General features: G+C 72.7%; 23 protein-coding genes. 14 read left to right on the top strand and 9 right to left on the bottom strand.

Annotated elements, in window-relative coordinates; all coding sequences use genetic code 11:
• Window positions 1-9: 9 nt before the first annotated feature.
• Window positions 10-990 carry an ATP-binding cassette domain-containing protein gene (locus BAY60_RS03795; protein ID WP_112279408.1) on the bottom strand — a complete coding sequence of 327 codons (981 nt, stop codon included), beginning with the start codon at window positions 988-990 and terminating at the stop codon, window positions 10-12.
• Window positions 991-1054: 64 nt separating this feature from the next.
• Between BAY60_RS03795 and BAY60_RS03790 the strand changes: the two genes are divergently transcribed.
• The 3 genes from BAY60_RS03790 (at window position 1055) to BAY60_RS03780 (ending at window position 2604) form a co-directional block, all read left to right on the top strand.
• Window positions 1055-1717: a TetR/AcrR family transcriptional regulator C-terminal domain-containing protein gene (locus BAY60_RS03790; RefSeq protein ID WP_112279407.1), complete on the top strand. Its 663-nt coding sequence runs from the start codon at window positions 1055-1057 to the stop codon at window positions 1715-1717.
• On the top strand, window positions 1714-2124 hold the full coding sequence (locus BAY60_RS03785) for a helix-turn-helix domain-containing protein (RefSeq protein WP_245992310.1): 411 nt from the start codon (window positions 1714-1716) through the stop codon (window positions 2122-2124). The genes BAY60_RS03790 and BAY60_RS03785 overlap by 4 nt, the downstream gene beginning before the upstream one ends.
• Before the next feature lie 63 nt (window positions 2125-2187).
• Window positions 2188-2604: a VOC family protein gene (locus BAY60_RS03780; RefSeq protein ID WP_112279406.1), complete on the top strand. Its 417-nt coding sequence runs from the start codon at window positions 2188-2190 to the stop codon at window positions 2602-2604.
• Window positions 2605-2609: 5 nt separating this feature from the next.
• Here BAY60_RS03780 and BAY60_RS03775 read toward each other — a convergent pair whose 3' ends face one another.
• Window positions 2610-3098, bottom strand: coding sequence for a MarR family winged helix-turn-helix transcriptional regulator (locus BAY60_RS03775; RefSeq protein ID WP_245992308.1), 489 nt, complete (start codon window positions 3096-3098; stop codon window positions 2610-2612).
• A gap of 69 nt (window positions 3099-3167) precedes the next feature.
• On the opposite strand from BAY60_RS03775, the gene BAY60_RS03770 reads away from it, so the two are divergent.
• Both BAY60_RS03770 and BAY60_RS03765 read left to right on the top strand, forming a co-directional pair.
• Window positions 3168-5210, top strand: a complete 2043-nt coding sequence (locus tag BAY60_RS03770; protein ID WP_245992306.1) for an MMPL family transporter — start codon at window positions 3168-3170, stop codon at window positions 5208-5210.
• A 59-nt stretch (window positions 5211-5269) separates the two neighbouring features.
• Window positions 5270-5524: a Prokaryotic metallothionein gene (locus BAY60_RS03765; protein ID WP_112280689.1), complete on the top strand. Its 255-nt coding sequence runs from the start codon at window positions 5270-5272 to the stop codon at window positions 5522-5524.
• Between the two features lie 16 nt (window positions 5525-5540).
• On the opposite strand, the gene BAY60_RS03760 is transcribed toward BAY60_RS03765, so the two are convergent.
• Both BAY60_RS03760 and pruA read right to left on the bottom strand, forming a co-directional pair.
• The gene (locus tag BAY60_RS03760; RefSeq protein WP_112279405.1) at window positions 5541-6464 is read right to left on the bottom strand and encodes a proline dehydrogenase family protein; all 924 of its coding nucleotides are present in this window, start codon (window positions 6462-6464) and stop codon (window positions 5541-5543) included.
• A 24-nt stretch (window positions 6465-6488) separates the two neighbouring features.
• On the bottom strand, window positions 6489-8114 hold the full coding sequence (gene pruA, locus BAY60_RS03755; RefSeq protein ID WP_112279404.1) for an L-glutamate gamma-semialdehyde dehydrogenase: 1626 nt from the start codon (window positions 8112-8114) through the stop codon (window positions 6489-6491).
• Between the two features lie 59 nt (window positions 8115-8173).
• Here pruA and BAY60_RS03750 point away from each other — a divergent pair, with 59 nt between their 5' ends.
• From BAY60_RS03750 to BAY60_RS03735, 4 genes are read left to right on the top strand one after another with little or no spacing between them, the layout of a single operon-like run.
• Window positions 8174-9772: a PucR family transcriptional regulator gene (locus BAY60_RS03750; protein ID WP_245992305.1), complete on the top strand. Its 1599-nt coding sequence runs from the start codon at window positions 8174-8176 to the stop codon at window positions 9770-9772.
• A gap of 25 nt (window positions 9773-9797) precedes the next feature.
• A complete protein-coding gene (locus BAY60_RS03745; RefSeq protein ID WP_112279402.1) occupies window positions 9798-10160 on the top strand; it encodes a BlaI/MecI/CopY family transcriptional regulator in 363 nt (120 codons plus the stop codon).
• A complete protein-coding gene (locus BAY60_RS03740) occupies window positions 10157-11044 on the top strand; it encodes a M56 family metallopeptidase (protein ID WP_112279401.1) in 888 nt (295 codons plus the stop codon). The genes BAY60_RS03745 and BAY60_RS03740 overlap by 4 nt, the downstream gene beginning before the upstream one ends.
• Window positions 11045-11075: 31 nt before the next feature.
• Window positions 11076-11426, top strand: a complete 351-nt coding sequence (locus tag BAY60_RS03735) for a hypothetical protein (protein WP_112279400.1) — start codon at window positions 11076-11078, stop codon at window positions 11424-11426.
• On the opposite strand, the gene BAY60_RS03730 is transcribed toward BAY60_RS03735, so the two are convergent.
• Both BAY60_RS03730 and BAY60_RS03725 read right to left on the bottom strand, forming a co-directional pair.
• Window positions 11407-11823, bottom strand: a complete 417-nt coding sequence (locus BAY60_RS03730; protein ID WP_245992303.1) for a hypothetical protein — start codon at window positions 11821-11823, stop codon at window positions 11407-11409. The two genes, BAY60_RS03735 and BAY60_RS03730, sit on opposite strands and share 20 nt — an antisense overlap.
• Window positions 11816-12181, bottom strand: coding sequence for a hypothetical protein (locus BAY60_RS03725; protein WP_112279398.1), 366 nt, complete (start codon window positions 12179-12181; stop codon window positions 11816-11818). Before BAY60_RS03725 ends, BAY60_RS03730 begins: the two co-directional genes overlap by 8 nt.
• A gap of 411 nt (window positions 12182-12592) precedes the next feature.
• On the opposite strand from BAY60_RS03725, the gene lanKC reads away from it, so the two are divergent.
• The 4 genes from lanKC to BAY60_RS03705 are packed head-to-tail and all read left to right on the top strand — an operon-like array spanning window position 12593 to window position 18719.
• The gene (lanKC, locus tag BAY60_RS03720) at window positions 12593-15100 is read left to right on the top strand and encodes a class III lanthionine synthetase LanKC (protein WP_112279397.1); all 2508 of its coding nucleotides are present in this window, start codon (window positions 12593-12595) and stop codon (window positions 15098-15100) included.
• A gap of 51 nt (window positions 15101-15151) precedes the next feature.
• A complete protein-coding gene (locus BAY60_RS03715; RefSeq protein WP_112279396.1) occupies window positions 15152-15292 on the top strand; it encodes a SapB/AmfS family lanthipeptide in 141 nt (46 codons plus the stop codon).
• A gap of 35 nt (window positions 15293-15327) precedes the next feature.
• Window positions 15328-16986, top strand: coding sequence for an ABC transporter ATP-binding protein (locus tag BAY60_RS03710; RefSeq protein ID WP_112279395.1), 1659 nt, complete (start codon window positions 15328-15330; stop codon window positions 16984-16986).
• Complete coding sequence (locus tag BAY60_RS03705; RefSeq protein ID WP_112279394.1) at window positions 16983-18719, top strand: ATP-binding cassette domain-containing protein; 1737 nt, start codon at window positions 16983-16985, stop codon at window positions 18717-18719. The genes BAY60_RS03710 and BAY60_RS03705 overlap by 4 nt, the downstream gene beginning before the upstream one ends.
• An 18-nt stretch (window positions 18720-18737) precedes the next feature.
• Here BAY60_RS03705 and BAY60_RS03700 read toward each other — a convergent pair whose 3' ends face one another.
• Window positions 18738-19148 (bottom strand): acyl-CoA thioesterase, encoded by a 411-nt coding sequence (locus tag BAY60_RS03700; RefSeq protein WP_245992301.1) that lies wholly within the window; start codon window positions 19146-19148, stop codon window positions 18738-18740.
• A 302-nt stretch (window positions 19149-19450) separates the two neighbouring features.
• Between BAY60_RS03700 and BAY60_RS03695 the strand changes: the two genes are divergently transcribed.
• Window positions 19451-20392 carry an acyl-CoA desaturase gene (locus BAY60_RS03695; RefSeq protein ID WP_112279392.1) on the top strand — a complete coding sequence of 314 codons (942 nt, stop codon included), beginning with the start codon at window positions 19451-19453 and terminating at the stop codon, window positions 20390-20392.
• Between the two features lie 59 nt (window positions 20393-20451).
• Here the strand turns inward: BAY60_RS03695 and BAY60_RS03690 are convergent, their stop codons facing one another.
• On the bottom strand, window positions 20452-21057 hold the full coding sequence (locus tag BAY60_RS03690; protein ID WP_112279391.1) for a DUF3558 domain-containing protein: 606 nt from the start codon (window positions 21055-21057) through the stop codon (window positions 20452-20454).
• Window positions 21044-21538: a hypothetical protein gene (locus tag BAY60_RS03685; protein ID WP_112279390.1), complete on the bottom strand. Its 495-nt coding sequence runs from the start codon at window positions 21536-21538 to the stop codon at window positions 21044-21046. Before BAY60_RS03685 ends, BAY60_RS03690 begins: the two co-directional genes overlap by 14 nt.
• Between the last annotated feature and the right edge of the window lie 327 nt (window positions 21539-21865).

Genomic DNA, 21865 nt, shown 5'->3' with positions numbered 1-21865 from the left:
GCTCCCTCCTCAACGCCGGGCCGCCATCGCGCGCAGCATCGCGCTCGCGCCGCCGGCCTGCTCGGTGTCGGCGATGGTGCGGCCGGTGTAGGCCATGAAGACGTCGTCGAGACTGGGCCGCGTGACCGTCACCGTCTCGATCGCCAGGCCCAGCTCGGCGAAGAGCCTTGGCACGAACTGTGCCCCGCCGGGCACCTTCACCGTCACCATCCCGTCGTGCACGGCGGCGTCGAGGCCGAAGCGCTCGCGCAGCCGCTCGATGGCGACGGCGTCGTCGGAGGTGCGGATGCTGACCCGGTCGGCGCCGACGCGGTTCTTGAGCGCCTCCGGGGTGTCGGCGACCACGATCTCCCCGTCGTTCATGATCGCGATCCGGTCGCAGTGCTCGGCCTCGTCCATGTAGTGCGTGGTGACGAAGATCGTGATGTCCTGCCTGCGCCGTAACTCGGCGATGTAGGTCCAGATGGAGGCGCGGGTCTGCGGGTCGAGCCCGATGGTCGGCTCGTCGAGGAAGAGCACCTCGGGCGCGTGCAGGAGGCCACGGCCGATTTCCAGTCTGCGCTTCATGCCGCCCGAGAACTTCAGCACCTCGGTGTGCCTGCGGTCGGCGAGGCCGACCATCTCCAGCACCTCGTCGATGCGCTCGGCGAGCAGCCGCCTGGGCATGCCGTACAGCTCGCCGTGGAAGCGCAGGTTCTGCTCGGCCGTCAGGTAGGTGTCCACGGTGGGCTCCTGGAACACCACGCCGATCCGGCGGCGCACGTCGGCGCGCTGGGTTTGCACGTCGTGACCCGCGACCGTGGCCGACCCGGCGGTGGCGTCGGCGATCGTGCACAGGATCTTGATGGCGGTGGTCTTGCCCGCTCCGTTCGGCCCCAAAAAGCCGAACATCTCGCCCTCGGCGACGTCCAGGTCGATGCCTTTCACCGCTCGCACGTCGCCGTACGCCTTCTCCAGTCCCCTGACGTGGACCGCGTGTCTGCCGGTCACTCGCCGGCCTCCTCTCTAACGGTGTTAGAGGCAGCGTCTCTCTAACACTGTTAGCCTGTCAAGCGTGCCGACCGAGACGTCCGGAAAAGCCCTGTCCAAGGCCGCGATCGTCGACAAGGCGCTGGACCTGATGGAGCAGAGCGGGCTGGCCGCGGTGTCCCTGCGCCGCATCGCGACCGAGCTGGGCGTGTCGGCCCCGACCCTGTACTGGTACATCGCGAACAAGCGGGAGCTGCTCGACGCCGTGGCCGAGCATCTGCTGCGCCGGGGCGCGGCCGGTGTGGCGACCCGTCCCGCCGAGGGGCAGCCGTGGTGGGAGTGGCTGCGCGAGCGGGCGAGGACGATGTTCGAGGCGATGGTCTCCGTGCGCGACGCCCCGCAGGTGGTGGCGGGCAACCGGCCGACCCCGGACGCGCTCGCCGACATCGACACGGCACTCGGTGAGCTCGTCGCGGTGGGGTTCTCCGCCGCCGAGGCGCAGGAGGCGTTCTTCGCGCTCGGCGCCTACATCGGCGGTGCGGCGCTGGAGTGGCAGTCGGAGGCGGTCCGCGAGCTCGACGGTACCGACAACCCCGAGCTGCGCTGGGCCGCCCAGGACGATGAGCGTTACCCGCACCTCGCCGCGGCGCTGGGGGGCCGCGCGCGGCATGATCCCAAGGCGACCTTCGAGTACGGCCTCGACCTGCTGATCCGGGGCATGCGGTCCCGGCACGAGGAGCTGCGGTGAGCACCCCGCGCCCGGCGCTGGCCCGTGAGCTGCTGCGTGTGCGCGACCTGATCGACCGTCACTACGCCGAGCCGCTCGACATCCCGGCGCTCGCCCGCAGCGCGCTCGTCTCACAGGCGCACTTCCGGCGCAGCTTCCGGGACGCCTTCGGTGAGACGCCCCACCGTTACCTGCTCACCCGCAGGCTGGAGCGGGCCAAGGCGTTGCTGCGCGCGGGCGAGCTGTCGGTCACCGAGGTGTGCTTCGCGGTCGGGTTCTCCAGCCTCGGCTCGTTCAGCACGCAGTTCCGCCGGTTCGTCGGTGAGAGTCCGGCCGCCTACCGCCGCGGGCGCGCCTCGGCGGCGCCCCTTCCGGTCCCCGGCTGCTACGTGAAGATGTGGGACCGGCCGCTCCCGCCGCCGGAATGAGCGTTTTCGAGAAGCCCGGGGGTGGCGCGGCTGGCTAGCGTCTGCCGCAGGAGGTGGTTGTCGATGATCACAGGAATGTGCCTGGTGTGCGTGCGGGTCCGGGACCAGCGGGAGGCCTACGACTTCTACGTCGGCAAGCTCGGGCTCAAGGTGACGACCGACGTCGAGCACGACGGCATCCGGTACCTGCTTGTCGGCTCGCCGGAGCAGCCGGAGCTGTCGTTGATGCTGGTGGCGCCCGCGCCGCCGATGACCGACGAGGCCACGGCGGAGAAGATCCGCGCGCTCGTCTCGACGGGGGTGCTCGGGCCGGGGGCCTTCCGCACCGACGACTGCCGTGCGACCTACGAGGAGCTCAAGGCCAAGGGTGTGGAGTTCATCGAGGAGCCGGAGGAGCGCTTCTACGGGATCGACGCGGCGTTCCGGGACCCGAGCGGCAATCACTGGCGGCTGACTCAGCCGAAGCCGGTCGAGTTCTAGTCCGGTCAGGGTTTGGGCGGGAGCGCCTTCTTCGTCCGCACCGTGGCCTCGATGGTCACGGTGAGGAAGCGGTCGATGATCCGGCGCTCCTCGTCGCCGAACTCGGTCCAGGCCTTCGCCAGTTCCTCGCCCAGCGGGGCGAACAGCAGGCGGCCCAGTTCCAGCGCGGGCTCCTCGACGTGCAGTTCGACGCGGCGGCGGTCGGTGGCGCTGCGCTCGCGGCGCACGTGCCCGGCCGCCTCGAGCCGGTCGAGCAGGGCCGTGGTGGCCGATGCCGACAGATGCAGGGCCTCGGCCAGCTCGCGCGGGCTCACCGACCGTCCGGTCCTCGTGGCGTCCATGACGACGGCGACGGCGTTGAGGTCGGTGCGGTGCATGCCGTGTGCCTCGCGCAGCACCTCGGCGAACCGGTCGTTCTCGACGGTGAGCCTGCGCAGCTTGCGCACCAGCACGTCGTCGCCGTGCTCGCCGGCCGGTTGCTTCTGGGATGCCACGTTCGCTCCTCTCCGCCGGTTTGCCGGGGGTGCCTGCCCAGCCTAGTATTTCGAACACCGAATGATTCGATGGTCGAACTACTGAGGAGCAGGGTGCGCACCGTCCGCTGGATCGTCCCGGCACTGATCATCATCGGCTGGCTGGCCGTCGGCGGGTTCGGCGGCCCCTACGCGGGCAAGCTCAGCGATGTCGCCGAGAACGACATGGCCTCGTTCCTGCCGGAGTCGGCCGAGGCCACCGAGGTCGCCGAGCTGCAACGCCGGTTCACCGACAGCCAGGCCATCCCGGCGGTCGTCGTCGCCGAACGGCGGAGCGGGCTCACCCAGGCCGACCGCGCCTACCTGGCCGAGCGGCGCGGCGCCGTCGCCGGGCTGCCCGGTACGGGACAGCCCTCCCCGGTGCTCCCGTCCCCGCGGGACGACAAGGCCGCGCAGGTGGTCGTGCCGATCACCCAGAGCGGCGAACCCGGCACCAGCGTGGAGTGGATCCGGGAGGCCTTCGCCGACCGCCCCGAGGGGCTCGGCGTCTACGTCACCGGCCCCGCCGCGCAGATCGCCGACCTCTCCGAGGCCTTCAGCGGCATCGACGGGCTGCTGCTGCTCGTCGCGGGCGCCGTCGTGGCGCTGATCCTCGTGGTCGTCTACCGCAGCCCGCTGCTGCCACTGGTGGTGCTGCTCTCGGCGGTGTTCGCGCTCGGACTGGCCAGCCTCGTCGTCTACCTGCTCGCCGACGCGGGCACGCTGGCGCTCAACGGGCAGAGCCAGGGCATCCTGTTCATCCTCGTGTTCGGTGCCGCCACCGACTACGCGCTGCTGCTGGTCTCCCGCTTCCGGGAGGAGCTGCGCGAGACCGCGGCCCCGTTCGAGGCCATGCGGCGCTCGTGGCGCGCGACCATCGAGCCCATCGCCGCGTCGGCGGGCACCGTGATCCTCGGCGTGCTGTGCCTGCTGTTCAGCGACCTCAACTCCAACCAGGGGCTCGGCCCGGTCGCGGCCATCGGCATCGGCGCCGCGCTGCTGGCGTCGATCACCTTCCTGCCCGCCGCGCTGGCACTGCTCGGCAGGGCGGCGTTCTGGCCGTTCCGGCCCGCGCTCGGCTCGCCGCACCCGGAGTCGCGGGGCAGCTGGGGCCGCGTTGCCGGGTTCGTCGACCGCAGGCCACGGGCGATCTGGATCGTCACCGCGCTGGTGCTGCTCGCGGGAGCGGCGTTCGTGCCGCAGCTCAAGGCGAGCGGTACGGCGCAGTCCGACGTCTTCCTCACCCCGGTGGAGTCCGTCACCGGCCAGGAGGTGTTGTCGCGGCACTTCCCGGGCGGCACCGGCTCGCCCACCGTGGTGATCGCCGACGCCGAGGCCACCGACGCCGTGCTTTCCGCGACGCGGGTGCCCGGGGTCGCCTCCGCCGAGGTCGCGGGCACCCGCGGCGGCATGGTGCTGATCGAGGCCGTGCTCACCGATCCGGCCGACTCCGAGCCGGCCGTCGCGACGGTCGAGCGCGTCCGCGACTCGGTGCACGCCGTCGAGGGGGCGAACGCCAGGGTCGGCGGCGACACCGCGGTCATGCTGGACACGCAGCGCACGTCCCAGCGCGACCGCACGGTGATCATCCCGCTCGTGCTGGTGGTGGTGCTCGCCGTGCTCGCGCTGTTGCTGCGGGCGCTGCTGGCACCACTGCTGCTCGTGGCCACCGTCGTGCTGTCGTTCGCCGCGACGATGGGTGTGTCGGCGCTGGTGTTCAACCACGTCCTCGGTTTCCCGGGCGCCGATCCCGCCGTGCCGCTGTTCGGGTTCGTGTTCCTCGTCGCGCTGGGCATCGACTACAACATCTTCCTCATGACGAGGGTGCGCGAGGAGACGTTGCGCCAGGGCACCCGGGAGGGCACCCGGCGGGCACTCGCGCTCACGGGCGGGGTCATCACCTCGGCCGGGGTGGTGCTCGCGGCGACCTTCTCCGCGCTCGCCGTGCTGCCGATCCTGTTCCTCGCCCAGATCGCCTTCATCGTGGCGTTCGGCGTGCTGCTCGACACGCTCGTCGTCCGCTCGCTGCTGGTGCCCGCCCTCACCGTGGACATCGGCAAACGGGTCTGGTGGCCGTCCCGGCTCGCCCGCTGACGTTTCCCCGCCACGTATTCGGGAATGCCTATGCGCGCATCGACGACGGAGGTGACCCCATGGCGACGTGTGAAGTCTGCGGCAACGACTACGAGATGGCCTTCGAGATCCACACCCAGGGCGGTGGCAGGCACACGTTCGACTCGTTCGAGTGCGCCATCCACAAGCTGGCCCCGGTGTGCGAGCACTGCGGTTGCCGGGTGATGGGCCACGGCGTTTCGGTGGGCGGCAGCTTCTTCTGCTGCGCCCACTGCGCGCGGGAGTCCACCGAGCAGGGCAGGCAGGCCCGCGACGCCGTGCCCGCAGGGTCGTGAGCGCCGGGTCGGCCGCTCACGACCCCAACAGGGCGCGGGCGAAGAAGGCCAGGTTCGCCGGCCGCTCGCCGAGGCGCCGCATGAAGTACGGGTACCACTCGCTGCCGTAGGGCAGGTAGACGCGCACGCGCCTGCCCTCGGCGGCGAGCCGCTGCTGCTCGTCCGCCCGGATGCCGAACAGCATCTGGAACTCGTACTCCCGCTCCGACCGCCCGGCCCGCGTCGCGAGATCCTCCGCGATCGCGATGAGCCGGGGGTCATGGGTGGCGACCATGGGGTAGCCCTGGCCGCTCATGAGGACCTTGAGGCAGCGCACGTAGGAGGCGTCGACGTCGGCCTTGCGCCGGAAGGCCACCGAACCCGGTTCGTCGTAGGCGCCCTTGCACAGCCGGATCCGGGAACCGGGCCCGGCCAGCTCGGCGCAGTCGCCCTCGGTGCGCCGCAGGTAGGCCTGCAGCACCGTGCCCACCCACGGGAAGTCGACGCGCAGCTCGCGCACGATGCCGAGCGTCGAGTCGGTGGTGGTGTGGTCCTCCATGTCCACCGTCACCGTCGTGCCCGCCCGCGCCGCCGCCACACAGATCAGCCGCGCGTTCTCCAGCGCGATCTTGTCGCCGTCGACGGGCAGCGCCCGGCCGAGGGCGGAGAGCTTCACCGACACCTCCGCGCGGTCGGCGAGGCCCGCGTCGGCGAGGGTGGCGAGCAGGCCGCGGTAGGCGTCCACGGTGGCGTCGGCCTGCGCCGCCTCGGTCGTGTCCTCGCCGAGGTGATCCAGCGTGACCAGCCGGTCGGTGGTCAGCTCCCGGGTCGCGCGCAGCGCGTCGGCCACCCCGGTGCCCGCGACGAAGCGGTCCACGATGGGCCGGGCCACCGGCAGGCCCTCCACGAGGGCGCGGCAGCGCGGTGAGCGGGATGCGGCGATGAGTGCCGAGCGCAGCATGACGACTCCTTTGTCTTCCTCGCCTCAGCCCTGGTGCGGGTACGCCGAACGCACCGGCGGGACGAACGTCTCCTTGATGGTGCGCGGGCTCACCCAGCGCAGCAGGTTGTAGACCGAGCCCGCCTTGTCGTTGGTGCCGGAGGCGCGGGCGCCGCCGAACGGCTGCTGGCCGACCACCGCGCCGGTGGGCTTGTCGTTGACGTAGAAGTTCCCCGCCGCGAAGCGCAGCTCCTCGCTCGCCCGCTCGATGGCGGCGCGGTCGCGGGCGATCACCGCACCGGTGAGCCCGTACGCGGCGCCGCGGTCGATCTCGCGGAGCACCCGCTCGTAGTCGCCGTCGTCGTAGACGTGCACGGCCAGCAGCGGGCCGAAGTACTCGGTGCTGAAGATCTCGTGCGTCGGGTCGGTGCCCTCGACGACCGTGGGCCGCACGAAGTAGCCCCGCGAGTCGTCGGCGGTGCCACCCGCGATGACCTCCAGCGACGGCGACTCGTGCGCCATCCGCTGCGCCGCGGCGAGCCGGTCGAACGCGCGCCGGTCGATCACCGCGCCCATGAAGTTGCGCAGGTCGGTGACGTCACCGACGGTCAGTGACTCCACCTCGGACACCAGGTCGTCGCGCAGCCGGGCCCACACCGAGCGCGACACGAACGCCCGCGACGCCGCCGAGCACTTCTGGCCCTGGAACTCGAACGCGCCGCGCACCAGTGCCGTGCGCAGGACGTCGACGTCGGCGCTGGAGTGCGCCACGACGAAGTCCTTGCCGCCGGTCTCGCCGACGAGCCGGGGGTAGGTGCGGTAGCCGCCGATGTTCGCGCCGACGGCGGACCACAGGTGCTGGAACGTCCTCGTGGAGCCGGTGAAGTGGATGCCGGCCAGCGCCGGGTCGGCGAGTGCCACGTCGGAGACGGCGAGCCCGTCGCCCGGCAGCAGGTTGATGACGCCCGGCGGCAGCCCCGCCTCTTCGAGCAGGCGCATGGTCAGGTGCGCGGCCAGTCCCTGCGCCGGCGAGGGCTTCCAGAGCACGGTGTTGCCCATCAGCGCGGGCGCGGTGGGCAGGTTGCCCGCGATGGCGGTGAAGTTGAACGGCGTGATCGCGTAGACGAAGCCCTCCAGCGGGCGGTACTCCATGCGGTTCCACACGCCGGGGGCGCTCTCCGGCTGACCGGACAGGATCTGGCGGGCGTAGTGGACGTTGAACCGCCAGAAGTCGGCGAGCTCGCACGCGGAGTCGATCTCGGCCTGCGCCACGGTCTTGGACTGCCCGAGCATCGTGGCGGCGTTGAGGGTGTCGCGCCACGGCCCGGAGAGCAGGTCGGCGGCGCGCAGGAGCACGGCGGCGCGCTCGTCGAAGGGCAGCCCGCGCCACGACTCGCCCGCGCGCAGCGCTGCCTCGACGGCGGCCTTGGCGTCCTCGTGGGTGGCGTTGGCCGTCTGGCCGAGGACGTGGGCGTGGTTGTGCGGCTGGACGACGTCGATCCGGTCGCCGCCCGGCATCCGCTGCCTGCCGTCGATGGTGGCCGTCAGCTGGAACTGCCTGCCTGCCAGCTCGTCGAGCGTGCGGGTGAGGCTCTCCCGCTCGGGGGAACCGGGGGCATAGGCGCGCACCGGCTCGTTGCGCGGTGCGGGCGGGCTGGTCATCGCGTCCATGTCCGAAAGGTAAGAACTCGCGGGCCCGACGTGGTTGTCCGGTCGGCTACCGTTGCGGGGTGAGCCTTGTTCGATCGGACAACGGGGTGCGGCTGCGGCAGCTGCTCGTCGCCATCGGCGAGCCGCTGGTGGAGCTGCGCACGCCGGAGGCGGACCCGATCGTGCGCGGCGTCGCGATCCTCGATCCGGACGACGAGCCCGGCGGCTTCGAGGGGGAACTGGTGCTCGTCATCGGCGTGCGCGGGCGGGAGGCGGCGCGGTTCGTGCGTGCGGCGGCCCGCCGCGGTGCCGCCGCGGTGGCGGTGAAGGACGCGCCCGTGGACCTGGCGGGCACGGCGGCCGAGGCCGGGATCGCGCTGCTGGCCGTGGCCCCCGGTGTGCGCTGGGACCAGCTGGAGACGCTGTCGAGGCAGGTGCTCGACGGCGCGGCGCTCACCGACGGCGTGCAGTCGGAGTCCGGCGACCTGTTCGCCCTGGCGCAAACGCTTGCGGTGCTCACCGGCGGCAGCGTGAGCGTCGAGGACGCGGGCAACCGCGTGCTGGCCTACTCCCGTTCCGACGACGAGGTGGACGAGCTGCGCAGGCTCTCGATCCTCGGCTGGAAGGGCCCGGAGAGCTACCTCGCCCTGCTGCGGGAGTGGGGCGTGTTCCAGCGCCTGCGCGACGGCGAGGAGGTCGTGCGCATCGACGAGCGGCCCGAGCTGGGCATCCGGCGCAGGCTCGCCGTCGGCATCCGGGCGGGCAACCAGCATCTCGGCACCGTGTGGGTGCAGCAGGGCCGGGAGCCGTTCGCCGAGCGCGCGGAGAGTGCCCTGCTCGGCGGCGCCCGGCTGGCCGCCCTGCACCTGCTGCGGCACCGCAGCGGCGCAGGCCGGTCGCGGCAGGAGCTGGTCACCGGCCTGCTCGACGGCAGCACCAGCGCCGACCTGGTCGCCGGTCAGCTGGGCATCGAACCGGCGACCCCGGCCACCGTGGTCGCCTTCGCCGTGCGCGAGACGGAGCCCGACCAGCCCGCGCACGAGCTCCACCTCGCCGAGATGCTCACGATGGTGTCGGTGCACCTGACGTCGTACCGGCGGGGTGCGCTGGTCGGCGGCGACGGGGCCCGGGTGTACGCCGTGCTGCCGGGGGCGGGCTCGCTCGCGGGCCTGGTCAACGAGGTCACCCAGGTGGCGGGCGTGCTGACGCGGCGAACGGGCGTGCGCGTGCAGGCAGGCATCGGCTCGCCGGTGCCCAGCCTGCGCGACGTCGTGCGCTCGCGCTCGGAGGCCGACCGGGTGCTCGACGCCATCGGCGAGCGCCGCGACGTCGCCACGATCGCCGACCTGCGGGCGGAGGTGCTGCTCGGCGAGACGCTCAACCTGCTGGAGGCCAACCCCGAGCTGCGCGACCCGGCCGTGGACGCGCTGTCGGCCCACGACGCCGAGCACTCCTCCGAGCTGGTGCCGACCCTGCTGGCCTATCTCGACGCGCTCGGCGACGTCCGCGCGGCGGCGACGGCGCTGCACGTGCACCCGAACACGGTGCGGCACCGCGTGCGGAGGGCCGCCGCGGTCAGCGGCATCGACCTCGGTGACCCTCGCGAGCGGCTGGCCTGCCATCTTCAGCTGTTGCTGGCGGTCACAACGCGGGCCGCGCCTGCCGATGTTCGTGGTTGAATCGTGAGTCAACGACGGCGAAGGGATGGACGTGGCGAGGCTCGGAGAACTGGAGCGCGCGGTGATGGAGGTGCTGTGGGCGAGCCAGGAGCCGGCCAGCGTGCGCGCCGTGCACGCCGCGCTCGCCGATCGCGGGCTCGCCTACACCACCGTGATGACCGTGCTCACCCGGCTGGCCGCCAAGAACGTCGTGCGGCGTGAGCGTGCGGGCAGGGCCTGGCTGTACGCACCGGCGGCGAGCAGGGAGGAGTACGTCGCCGAGCTGATGCTGGAGGCGCTGGAGCTGACCGGCGACCGCGGGTCCGCGCTGGTGCGCTTCGCGCAGTCGGTGACCAGCGACGAGGCCGACGCGCTGCGTCAGGCGCTGGAGCGGGGCGAGAAGACGTGATCCTGGCGTGGCATCAGCTCGCAGCGGGCGCGACGGCCGTGGCCGTGGTGGCGTGGCTGCTGCGCAGCCGCTGGACGCACACCCATCCCCGGGCCGCGCTCGTCCTGTGGCAGATCACCGGCCTCACGCTCATCGTGGCGACCATCGGCGCGCTGCTCGGTTTCGGGCTCGCGCCGTTCAACCGGGGCCTGCTGCCCGCGCTGTTCCTGCTGCCCGCGCGGGTCGGCGAGCTGGACGTGTGGCACTTCGCGGCCGTGGCCGCGGGGCTCACGCTCGCCGGGTGGCTCGTGGTCAACCAGGTGCTGTGCCTGCGCAGCACGGCAAGGGCTCGCGCGCGGCACCGGCTGCTGCTCCAGCTCGTCGCCAGGCCCGCCCCGGACGCGCTGGAGGTCGATCACCCGATCGCCGTCGCCTACTGCCTGCCGGGCCGCACGCCGCGGATCGTCGTCAGCGCGGGCGCCCGCAGGTTGCTCACCGATACCGAGCTGGACGCCGTGCTGGCGCACGAACGGGCCCACGCCCGCGAGCGGCACCACCTGGTGGTCGCGCCCTTCCAGGCGTTGCGCAGGCTGCTGCCCGGCAGTGCGCTGCTCACCAGGGTGGTGGCGACCATCGAGCTGCTGGTGGAGATGTGCGCCGACGACCGCGCAGCCCGCACTCACGGCAGGGAGCCACTGGCCAGCGCGCTGGAGCGGTTCCACGCCCACGGCGTCGCGGGCACGCCGGCGGGGGCGCTCGCGGTGGCCGACACTCCCGTGCAGGCGCGGATCCGCAGGCTGCGGGAGCCGCAGCGCAGCGCGTTTCCCGCGATGTGGCCTGCCGCCTGCCTGGTGGTGCTCACCGCGCTCGGCACGTCCGCGTCGCTGTTCGCGGTGCCGCTCTGATCGTTACTACCCAGTGTAGTAAGTTGCGGCCATGGAAATCGTCTACGACGTCGTGGTCGTCCTGCACCTGCTCGGCATGGCCGGGATTCTCGCCGGTGTGGTGACCTACTACTCGGCCAAGGCTCCCGCCGCGTTCACCAGCATGTTCCACAGCGCGAGCCTGCAGGTGATCACCGGCCTCGCGCTGGTGGGCATGGCCTCCTCCGGGGTGGTGGACACCACCGTGAACAACACCAAGATCGCGGTCAAGCTCGCAGTGGCGGTCGCGGTGCTGCTGCTTGCGCTCGTGCTGTGGCGCAGGAAGGACCTGGTGAACCAGCGCCTCGTCGCCGTCGCGGGAGGGCTGACGGTGGCGAACGTCGCTATCGCGGTGCTCTGGTAGGCGCGGTCCTGCGCAGCCACAGCAGTCCCAGCACGGGCAGCACGAGCGGGATGAACAGGTAGCCCCGCCCGTAGTCCGACCACACGGCCGCGTCGGGGAACGCGGCCGGGTCGACGACGCTGAGCGTGCCCACCACGAGCACTCCGGCGAGCTCGAACGAGCACGCCACGAGGGCGACGCTCCACCAGGCCCGCCCGGCGCGGGCCAGCGCGAGCGTGGCGAGCAGGTACACCACGGCCGCGAACGCCGAGAGCAGATAGGGCACGGGTGCCTCGTGGAACCGGGTCGCGATCTGCACCGCGGCCCGCGAGGTCGCGGCCACCGCGAAGATCGCGTAGACGGCCACGAGCACCCGTCCCGGCCCGCTGGCCGTCGCCGGTTTGGCGTCGTCAGGCACCTGCTCCACCCCACACCTCGGACATCCTCAGTATCAGCACCGGCACGGTCACGCAGGCGACGCCGAGCACGACCGTGCTCGACCTGCTGCGCTCGGCGAGCGCCCACGCGGTGCCGATGGGCAGCACGAGCAGCGAGCCGACCAGGTAGGCGAGGAAGGTGACCATGCTCCCGGGCCGCTGCCCGCCGACCAGCAGCACGACCGAGATCACCACCTGAACCAGCAGCAACACCTCGATGGCGGCCAGCCCGATCAGCAGCGGCCGTGCCGGGGGCCGGTTGCGCGCGGCCTGGACGAAGCTCCACGTCGCGACCGCCAGCGAGCACAGCGCCAGCGCGACCGCGTACTCAGTGATCACGTCGATCCACCCTCCTACTACCAGCCGTAGCATAGCGGGGCCGCGTTCGACAGCTCACCGGCGGTCCTTGAGTCCTGAGTGGACTGTCGCTGTTGGTCTATACACCGGGTTGGGGGCCCGCGGAACTCCCCTGACCTTCGCCTTTTCGGGTGCTCGTCGGCGACGCGCTCACCAGCGACTTTGCCACGCCGTCCTGCTGTTACAACTCGTCTGAGTGATTCCGGTCGTTCAGTCGTGCACCCACCGCTTTTTACCCGCCGGTAGCGGAAATTCGACCCACCCTGTTCGGCCGATCCGAACCGCTGGTTTGGCGGATTGGCCCTGGGGGTGCCGACGTGCGGGAATACACACGGGAGTCGTGAACGAGGTCGTCGAAGCACCATTGTGGTGAGCAGGGGAAAGGGCCGCGAAATGGATGTCCGGTACGAAGCTTTCTGCTTCGCCGATCCGTTGTTCTTCGACGAGCCGCGTGGTGCGCAGCAGGACGATCCTGGCTTCGGCGACGTCCTTGCGGTTCCCGCTTCCGGCTGGCGGCAGCGAGACCTCGGCGTGTGGCGCATGCTGTTTCCCGAAACGGCCGCCCTGCCGGGGCAGGGCTGGAAGATCCATGTGTCGTCCGCTATGGACAATGCCGAACGGGTGCTCGGCACGGTGTACCGCTACTGCGTCGCGCGGGGTGTCGCATTCAAGCATCTGCGCTCGAAGCCGGTGCTGCTTTCCCGGAACTCGAAATACGCGACCCGGCAGTCCAGTGGAAAGCTCGTGACCATTTATCCGGCCGACGAGCGGCAATTGGAGACGATTCTCGCCGACCTTTCCGCCGAACTCGACGGCGAGCAGGGGCCTTACATTCTCAGCGATCTCCGCTACGGCGCAGGGCCACTGTACGTGCGCTACGGCGGCTTCACCGAGCAGTGGATGGAGTCGGACGGCACCCGCGTGCTGGCCGTCACCAAGCCCGACGGTACGCGGGTGCCGGACCGGCGGACGCCCACCTTCTCCGTGCCCGACTGGGTCACGGTGCCGCGTTGCCTCGAACCGCACCTCGCGGCCCGCAGGAGCACGGGGGCGGCAGGCGAGTTCGGCTACCGCGTCACGGGCTCGCTGCATTTCTCCAACGGCGGCGGGGTGTACCGCGCCGAGCGGCTGGCCGACGGCAGGCACGTCGTACTCAAGGAGGGCCGCCCGCACGCGGGGCTCGACCGCGACGGCGTGGACGCCGTCGCCAGACTGCACCGCGAGCACGCCGTGCTCACCCGCCTCGCGGGCATTCCCGGCGTGCCCGAGGTCCACGACCTGTTCACCGCGTGGGAGCACACGTTCCTCGCCATGGAGGACGTGCCGGGTGTCCCGCTCGGATCCTGGCTGGCCCGCAACTACCCGCTCACCCGGTCCGAGGTCACCGGTGCCGACCTCACCGCCTACACCGAGCGCGCGCTCCGGCTGCTCGACGCGATCACCACGGTGATACACGCCGTGCACGAGCGCGGCATCGTGTTCGGCGACCTGCACCCGCTCAACGTGCTCGTCGACACCGACGACACCGTCCGGCTCATCGACTTCGAGCTGGCGGCACCTGTCGAGGAGGGCGGCAGGCCCGCGCTGGGCGCCCCCGGCTTCCGAGCCCCGGAGGGCTGCGAGGGCTTCGCGATCGACGAGCACGCACTGGCCGCGCTCCGGCTGTGGATGTTCCTGCCGCTCAACCCGATGCTGGAGCTGGCGCCCGCCAGGCTGGGCGTCGTCGCCGCGTCCGCCGAGCGGCGGTTCGCGCTGCCCGAGGGCTGCCTTGCCCCGCGCTCGGCCGGGGGCGCCGTCACCGAGCTGGACGAGCCGCGACCCGACTGGGGCGTGGTGCGCAAGGCCATCGCCGAGGCCGTCCTCGCCAGCGCCACGCCCGAACGCACCGACCGGCTGTTTCCCGGCGACATCGAGCAGTTCCGGCTCGGGGGCACGTGCCTGGCCTACGGCGCGGCGGGCGTGCTGCACGCCCTCGACGTGGCGGGCGCGGGCCGCTACCCCGAGCACGAACGCTGGCTGCTCGACGCCGTGCGACGCGAACCACCCGCCCGCCCCGGCCTGCTCGACGGCGCCTACGGCATCGCCTACGTGCTGGCGGAGCTGGACCATCGCGACGAGGCGCTGGCGCTGGCAGGCGACGCGGCCACCCTCGTCGAGCAGACGCGCGACCCCAGCTACGGCAGCGGGCTCGCCGGGATCGGCCTCACCCTCCTGCACCTCGGGTTCGACGGCGACGCGCTGCGCGTCGCCGAACGGGTGGCCGCCGCGCTCGGCGAGGCCCCCGAGCCGGGGCCGTCGGCGCGGGCCGGGCTCAGTGGCGGCTGGTCGGGCCCCGCACTGCTGTTCGTCCGGCTGTTCCAGCACACCGGCGACCGCGACCTGCTCGCGCTCGCCGACCGCGCGCTGGCCCTCGACCTGCGCGAATGCGTCACCGCCGACGACGCGACGCTGCAGGTCCGCGACGGCGACACCCGCACACTGCCCTACGTCGCGGTCGGCAGTGCGGGCATCGCGCTCGTCGCGAGCGAACTGGCCGCCGTCGAGCCCGGCGCGGCGAGTGCGGGCAGCCTGCCGGAGCTGCTGCGCGCCTGCCGCGGCGAGTTCGTCATCCACCCCGGCCTGCTCTACGGGCGGTGCGGGCTGGCCGCCGCCCTCGCCGCGGCCGACCGCGCCGCCCCCGAACCCGCGCACGCCGACGCCGTGGCACTGCACCTGTCGCGCCTGGCCTGGCACGCCGTGCCGCACGGCGAGCGGGGGCTGGCCTTTCCGGGCAACCAGCTGTTGCGGCTGTCGATGGACCTCGCCACCGGCGGCGCCGGAATCCTGCTGACGCTGTCGTCCATTCTGGACGGTCACGGTGCGGTGCTGCCGTTTCTCGGTGGCCCGCGGCCGTCCCGCTGAGCTCCTGGCCGGAACCCACCGGCGGAGGTAAGAGAGAAGGGAAACACCACCATGGAACAGATCCTGGAACTGCAGGGCCTCGAGGCGGCCGAGGGCCCCGAGTACGGCGGCGGCAGCCACGGCGGCGCGAGCAACCTGAGCCTGCTCGCCTCGTGCGCCAACAGCACCATCAGCCTGCTCACCTGCCACTGAGGCGGCAGGAGCCCGACAGCGTGGGGTCGTGAGCGATGAACCGGACGAGCGCCAGCCTTCTCGCTCGCGACCCCCTGCGCTTCGGGCTCCTGCTGGCCGCCGCCATGGTGGCAGCTGCTGCGGGGCTGCTGCTGCCTGCGGCACTGGCGGACGCCGTCGACGCGGCGATCTCCGGCGGTCCGAGCCTGCCGCACGTGGTGTGGCTGCTCACGGTGGGGGGCACGGAGATCGCCGCCGACGTCGTGGCCGCGATCCTGACGGCCAGGGTCACCAGCTCCGCCTGCGCCCGGCTCCGCAGGCGGGTCACCCGCCACCTGTGCAAGCTGGGCACCGCGTCGCCGTTCGCGCCCGGCGACGCCGTCAGCAGGCTCACCACCGACTGCGCGGGCGCGGGCAACCTCGCCGCGATCGTCGTGCAACTCGTCGCGGCGGCCGTCATCTCCGCGGGCGCCGTGGTGCTGCTCGCCCTGCTCGACTGGCGGCTGGCGCTCGTCTTCCTCGGCAGTGTCCCGGTGGCGCTGCTGCTCGCCCGCTCGCACCTGCGGCTCACCGCCGGGGACGTCGCGGCGTACCAGGAGGTGTCCGGTGAGCTGTCGGCCAGGCTGCTCGACGCCGTCCGCGGGCTGCGCACGATCGCCGCGTCCGGTGTCGCCGAGCGGGAGGCCCGGCGGGTGCTGCGGCCGCTGCCGCGGCTGCATGCCGCGGGCCTCGGCATGTGGCGCACCCAGTCGCGGATGGTGTGGAAGGCCGGCCTGCTGCTGCCCGCCGTCGAGATCGCGGTGCTCGCGGCGGCCGGGTTCGGCGTCGCGGCGGGCAGGCTCAGCATCGGCGACGTTCTCGCCGCGCTGGGCTACGTCGTGCTCGGCATGGGCCTGGTGGGGCAGGTGCCGCAGCTGACGAACCTCGCCCAGGCCCGCGCGTGCGCAGCCCGGCTCGACGCGGTGCTCGGCACCGAGCCGCCCGCCGCGGGCACCGCGTGGCTGCCCGCGGGCCCCGGCGGGCTCACCCTGCGCGGCGTGGCCGTCGGCGCCGCGCTGCGCGACGTCGACCTGGACATCGCGGGCGGCAGCACCGTCGCCGTGGTCGGGCGCTCCGGTTCCGGCAAGTCCGCGCTGGCGGGCGTGCTCGGCGGCCTGCGGCTGCCCGACCGGGGTGAGGTGCTGCTCGACGGCGTGCCCGTCACGGCGCTGCGCACCGAGAGCCTGCGCGCCGCCGTCGGCTACGCCTTCGAACGACCCGCGCTGCTCGGCGACAGCGTCGCCGACGCGGTCGCCTACGGAAGCTGGGCCGGTTCCGGGTCGGTGGAGCGGGCCTGCCGGGCCGCGGCCGTGCATGACCTGGTGGTGCGGCTTCCGGGCGGCTACGCCACGCCGCTGGAGGCCACGCCGCTCTCGGGAGGGGAGGCACAGCGGCTCGGGCTCGCGAGGGCGCTGGCCCGCAACCCGCGCGTGCTCGTGCTCGACGACGCGACCGCGAGCCTCGACACGGTCACCGAGTCGCGGGTGGAGGACGCCATCGCCCACGCGCTGCCCGGCAGAACGCGGGTGGTCGTGACCCACCGGGCGGGTACCGCCCGCCGCGCAGACACGGTCGTGTGGCTCTCCGGGGGCACCGTGCGGGCGGTCGCTCCGCACGACGTGCTGTGGTCCGAGCCCGGCTACCGGGCGGTCTTCACTGAAGGCGCGCCCGGATGAGGCTGTACTGGAAGGCGCTGGGCGAGCAGTGGCGGGGCGGGCTGGTGCTGCTGGCGTGCTCGGTGCTGGAGAGCGCGCCGGCGTTCGCCTCCGGAAGGCTGGTCGAGCGGGCGGTGAGCCAGGGCTTCGCGGCGGGCAGCCCCGGCACCGGGCTGGCGTGGCTCGGCGTGTTCGCGGCGGTCGCGGTGCTCGGCGCGCTGGGCTCGCGGCTGGTCTGGCATCGGCTCGGCACCGTCGTCGAACCCCTGCGGGACGTGCTCGTCGGCGCCGTCGTGCGCGGGGTGCTCGGCGACGGCGCCACGCCCCGGCACGCGCCCGACGCCAGCGGCGTCGCCCGCTTCACCCAGCACATCGAGGTGGTCCGCGATGCCACCGCCGGGATGCTGGTGCAGGCCCGCGCCATGGTGGTGACCACGGTGGCCGCGCTCGCCGGGCTGTTCAGCGTCGCCGGGGCGCTGGCCTGGTACGTCGCCGTGCCGGTGCTGCTGGCGCTCGCCGCGTTCGGTGCGCTGCTGCCGACGCTGGCCGCCCGGCAGCGGGCGCTGACGCTGGCCGACGAGCGGGTGGCCTCCTCCGCGGGTGCTGTGCTGAGCGGGATGCGCGACGTCGTGGCCTGCGGCGCCGAGGCCAACGCCGTCGCGAGCGTCGACGCCGCGATCGACACGCAGGCCACCGCCGCGGTGCGGATGGGAGAGGCCACCGCCCTGCGCACCCTGGTCGTCGCCGTCGGCGGGTTCGTGCCGCTGCTGCTGGTGCTGCTCGCCGCGCCCGGAATGGTCACCGCGGGGGAACTGACGGCGGGAGCCGCGCTCGGTGCGCTGGTCTACCTGGCGGCGACCCTGCAACCGGCGTTGCAGGGGCTGGCGGCCACCACCAGCACCGTGCTGCTGCGCCTGCTCGTCGCGCTGCGCAGGCTCGGCGAGTCCTGCCCGCCGCCGTCGCGTGCCGGGGGCACGGCGGAGCCGGACGGCAGCGCGCTGTCCCTGCGCGGGGTGACGTTCGGCTGGGGCGCGCACGCCGAGCCGGTGGTGCGTGACCTCGACCTCGACCTCGAACCCGGCGACCACCTGGCGATCGTGGGACCCAGCGGGATCGGCAAGTCGACACTGGCGGGCCTGCTCACCGGGCTCCTCGAACCCCAGCGCGGCCGGGTGCTGCTCGGCGGGCGGCCCGTCACCGGCGTGCGGCCCGGCCTGCGCCACCGGCTGATCGCGTTCACCCCGCAGGAGTCCTACCTGTTCGCGGGGACCGTCCGGGAGAACCTCGCCCTGCTCGCCCCCTCGGCCACCGACACCGACCTGCTCGCCGCCGCCGACGCCGTGGGTGCGGGTGAGCTGCTGGACCGGCTCGGCGGGCTCTACACCGAGCTGGGGCATGCCGCGGGCGGCCTGTCGGCGGGAGAGGCGCAGCTGTTGTCGCTGGTCAGGCTCTATGCCAGCCCCGCGAGCGTCGTCGTGCTCGACGAGGCCACCGCCCACCTCGACCCGGCGGCCGAGGCCCGCGCCGAACGCGCGTTCGCGGCGCGTGGCGGCGTGCTCGTGGTGATCGCCCACCGGCTCAGCTCGGCGCTGCGCGCGGGGCGGGTGCTCGTGCTCGACGGTGACGCGACCCTGCTCGGCGGGCACGACGAGCTGCTGGCCGCCTCACCGCGCTACGCCGAGCTGATGCTGGCCTGGACCGCGGGCCGGGAGCAGGCCGAGGCGGTGCCCCCGCTGTCCCCGTTATCCCGCTGACCCGCTGACCGGGTGGCCTCAGGAGACCAGCAGCCGCTGCAGCGAGTCGCGCAGCCTGCCGGTGACCTCCACAGGCCGCCGGGTATCGCGGTCGACGAAGACGTGCACGAAATGCCCCTCGGCCACCAGCTCGGTGCGGTCCTCGCGGTGAATGCCCAGCTCGTAGCGGACGCTGGAGCGCCCGAGGTGCCCGACGCGCAGCCCGATCGCCAGCCGCTGTGGGAACTCCGCCGCCGCGTGGTAGTTGCAGTGCGACTCCACGCACAGGCCGATCACCTGCCCGTGGTGGATGTCCAGCTCACCCTCGGTGATCAACCAGTCGTTGATCACCGTGTCCATGAAGGCGTAGTACACGACGTTGTTGACATGGCCGTAGACGTCGTTGTCCTTCCACCTGGTCGGCACGACGTCCCAATGCGGGTAACTCACAGGCGCCAACCTTATGGTTCCCTGTGAGATCTTGGCGGGCCGTCGGCGCATCGGGTAGCGTCGCGAAGGTAGACCTTGCTCAGTAAGTCCGCGTAGCAGATCGGAGTAACCCCCCGGCGGCGTCTTGTCCATTCGGATGCTCGACCACAACTTGATCGGCCGGTGGGGGTCGGCCGCGTCGCCGTAGTCCGGCGATTCTCCAGTATTCGTTCCCGGCGTTCCCGGCCGCGTTTGGGCGGCGGAACGGCGGGTATCTCCTGCGTGGGACCAGCCGCGACAGCGCAGAGAAACCCGAGGTGTTCATGTCCGCTTCGCCCAGTCCAGCCACCGCCCGCCGACCGAAACCGATGATCTCCGGCCGCACCTCGATGCCCGAGCATGTGACGGTGAAGATCTTCGTGATCGCTCCGCTCGTCGCGCTTGCCGCGGCCGTTCCGTTCGCGTGGGGGTGGGGACTGAGCTGGCTGGACATCGGGCTCGGCGCGTTCTTCTTCGTGCTCAGCGGGCTCGGCGTCACCGTGGGCTATCACAGGCTGTTCACGCACGGCTCGTTCAAGGCGCGGCGGCCGCTGCGGATCGCGCTCGCCATCGCGGGCAGCATGGCCGCGCAGGGCCAGGTCACCCCCTGGGTGGCCGACCACCGGCGGCACCACGCGTTCTCCGACCGGGCGGGCGACCCGCACTCGCCGTGGCTGTTCGGCACCGGCCCGCGCGCGCTGGCGAAGGGCTTCTGGCACGCCCACATGGGCTGGCTGTTCGACCGCGAGATCACCAACGCCGAGCGGTTCGCGCCCGACCTGGTGGCCGACCGCGACATCCGCACCGTCGACCGGCTGTTCCCCGTCTGGGTTCTCACCAGCCTGCTGCTGCCCGGCGTCCTGGGCGGCCTCATCACCTGGTCGGTGTGGGGCGGCGTCACCGCGTTCTTCTGGGCCGGGTTCGTCCGGGTCGGCCTGCTGCACCACGTCACGTGGTCGGTGAACTCGATCTGCCACATGATCGGCGAGCGGCCGTTCGCCAGCAGGGACAAGGCGGCGAACTTCTGGCCGCTGGCGATCTTCTCCTTCGGCGAGGCCTGGCACAACCTGCACCACGCGGACCCGACCTGCGCCCGGCACGGTGTGCTGCGCGGCCAGATCGACATCTCCGCACGCCTCATCTGGATCTTCGAGAAGCTCGGCTGGGCGACCAACGTCCGCTGGCCGACCCCGGTGCGCCTGGACCGCCTCGCCGCCAAGGCCTGACGGCGCGAGTCCTGCGCTCAGGCCCGCGAGTCCTGCGCTCAGGCCCGCGAGTTCTGCGCTCAGCGCAGGTTGGGCTCGACGAGCTCGGCCAGCCGCGTGGCGAACCGGCACGCGAGCTGCTGGTCACCGCCGTGCGCGGTGTTGTCGATCCGGGACGTCTCCGTCACGGCAAGGCTCACCGCGCAGCCGCCGGTCGGTTCGAGAAAGAGCACGGCGTCGTGGCTGCCCATCTTCGGCAACGGCCGGATGTCCCTGCCGACGATGTCGGTGATGCCGTAGGTCTCGAAGATCTCGACGGAGACGGTGAAGGTCTCCTTGAGGGTCCTGCCCTCGTGGCGGTACCGGCAGACCCTGGCCGCGCCGATGCTCTCCGCACTGCCGCCGGTGAGTCCCAGCGAGGCCAGCCCCGCCGGATCCGCCAGCGCGCACGGTTCGACGTCGGCGAGCCGGGAGTCCACCTGCGGCGGCTCGGCCGGGGACCCGGTCGACGAGGACGGGGACGCGACGGTGGCGGTCGTGGACACCGCCGCGCCGTCGACGGCCGGACTGCCCTGGATGCGTTCCGAGCAGCCCGCGAGAAGGAGCACGGACGCCGCTGCCACCACCAGCAGCGGCCTGCTCGCCGAGCGTGGTGACACGCAGGCCTCGGCATCAGACCGCGACACACCAGGCTCCGTCGCGGTACTGGAACGGCAGCGGGATCGACTTGCCGGACCCGCCCTCGACCGTGATGTCGACCGTGGCCTGCTGCCCGGTCACGAGGGCGTCACCGACCACGGCGGTCCCCTCTCCCGCCAGCGCGTCGTACATGGCGCCGGCGTTGGCCTTGCTGCAGGTCAGCTCGGTCGCGGTGGCCTCGTCGGAGTTGTTGACGGCGTCGGTGTAGTCCTGGGCGGTCGCCAGCAGCGCCGCCTCGTCGCCGGAACCGGTGCCGGACTCGCCCGGAGGAGTGGTCGCAGGCGCGGTCTCCGGAGCGGAGGGCACTCCGCCCGCAGTCGGCAGGCCGGCCCCGGGCGGCTGCGCCGGTCGGCCTGCACCGGGCTCGGATGCGCTGCTGCTGGTGCCTCCGTCCCTGGTGAGCAGCCAGACGGTGACGCCGGCGCCGGCGAGAACGACGACCGCGACGACAACGAGCGCGATAATCACCCCCCGCCTGTTCCTCGGCGGCCCACCCGGTCCCGCACCCGGGTAGCCAGGGGGTTGCCCGCCGTAGTGTTGCTGGCCGTACGGGTACGTGCCGGGTGCAGCGGCAGGCCCCTGCCGGCGGAAGTGGCCGCCCGGCTGCTGCGGTGGATAGGTCATTGACGGCTGCGCCCCCCGCTCGATCCCCTCGAACCCCAGTCCCCGAATGAGCAGACTATAGAGGCGGGCGCGCGGTCATGGGCCCAGGAAAACGGACGTGCGCCCCAGCCGGCGAGTCCTGCCGCCAGAGCCGCGAGTTCAGCGTTTCCGGTTGCAACCCCCTGCAACCCT

This window comes from Prauserella muralis (assembly GCF_003202285.1).
In the GTDB taxonomy this organism is placed as follows: Bacteria; Actinomycetota; Actinomycetes; order Mycobacteriales; family Pseudonocardiaceae; genus Prauserella_B; species Prauserella_B muralis.
This window is presented reverse-complemented; position numbering and strand designations above follow the sequence as displayed.

What these genes read in the sequence shown, in the direction of transcription:
- BAY60_RS03780 (WP_112279406.1), top strand. Translation starts at nt 2,188, where the DNA reads ATGATCACAGGAATGTGCCTGGTGTGCGTGCGGGTCCGGGACCAGCGG.
- BAY60_RS03770 (WP_245992306.1), top strand. Translation starts at nt 3,168, where the DNA reads ATGGTCGAACTACTGAGGAGCAGGGTGCGCACCGTCCGCTGGATCGTC.
- BAY60_RS03765 (WP_112280689.1), top strand. Translation starts at nt 5,270, where the DNA reads ATGGCGACGTGTGAAGTCTGCGGCAACGACTACGAGATGGCCTTCGAG.
- BAY60_RS03760 (WP_112279405.1), bottom strand. Translation starts at nt 6,464, where the DNA reads ATGCTGCGCTCGGCACTCATCGCCGCATCCCGCTCACCGCGCTGCCGC.
- pruA (WP_112279404.1), bottom strand. Translation starts at nt 8,114, where the DNA reads ATGGACGCGATGACCAGCCCGCCCGCACCGCGCAACGAGCCGGTGCGC.
- BAY60_RS03745 (WP_112279402.1), top strand. Translation starts at nt 9,798, where the DNA reads ATGGACGTGGCGAGGCTCGGAGAACTGGAGCGCGCGGTGATGGAGGTG.
- BAY60_RS03735 (WP_112279400.1), top strand. Translation starts at nt 11,076, where the DNA reads ATGGAAATCGTCTACGACGTCGTGGTCGTCCTGCACCTGCTCGGCATG.
- lanKC (WP_112279397.1), top strand. Translation starts at nt 12,593, where the DNA reads ATGGATGTCCGGTACGAAGCTTTCTGCTTCGCCGATCCGTTGTTCTTC.
- BAY60_RS03715 (WP_112279396.1), top strand. Translation starts at nt 15,152, where the DNA reads ATGGAACAGATCCTGGAACTGCAGGGCCTCGAGGCGGCCGAGGGCCCC.
- BAY60_RS03710 (WP_112279395.1), top strand. Translation starts at nt 15,328, where the DNA reads ATGAACCGGACGAGCGCCAGCCTTCTCGCTCGCGACCCCCTGCGCTTC.
- BAY60_RS03705 (WP_112279394.1), top strand. Translation starts at nt 16,983, where the DNA reads ATGAGGCTGTACTGGAAGGCGCTGGGCGAGCAGTGGCGGGGCGGGCTG.
- BAY60_RS03695 (WP_112279392.1), top strand. Translation starts at nt 19,451, where the DNA reads ATGTCCGCTTCGCCCAGTCCAGCCACCGCCCGCCGACCGAAACCGATG.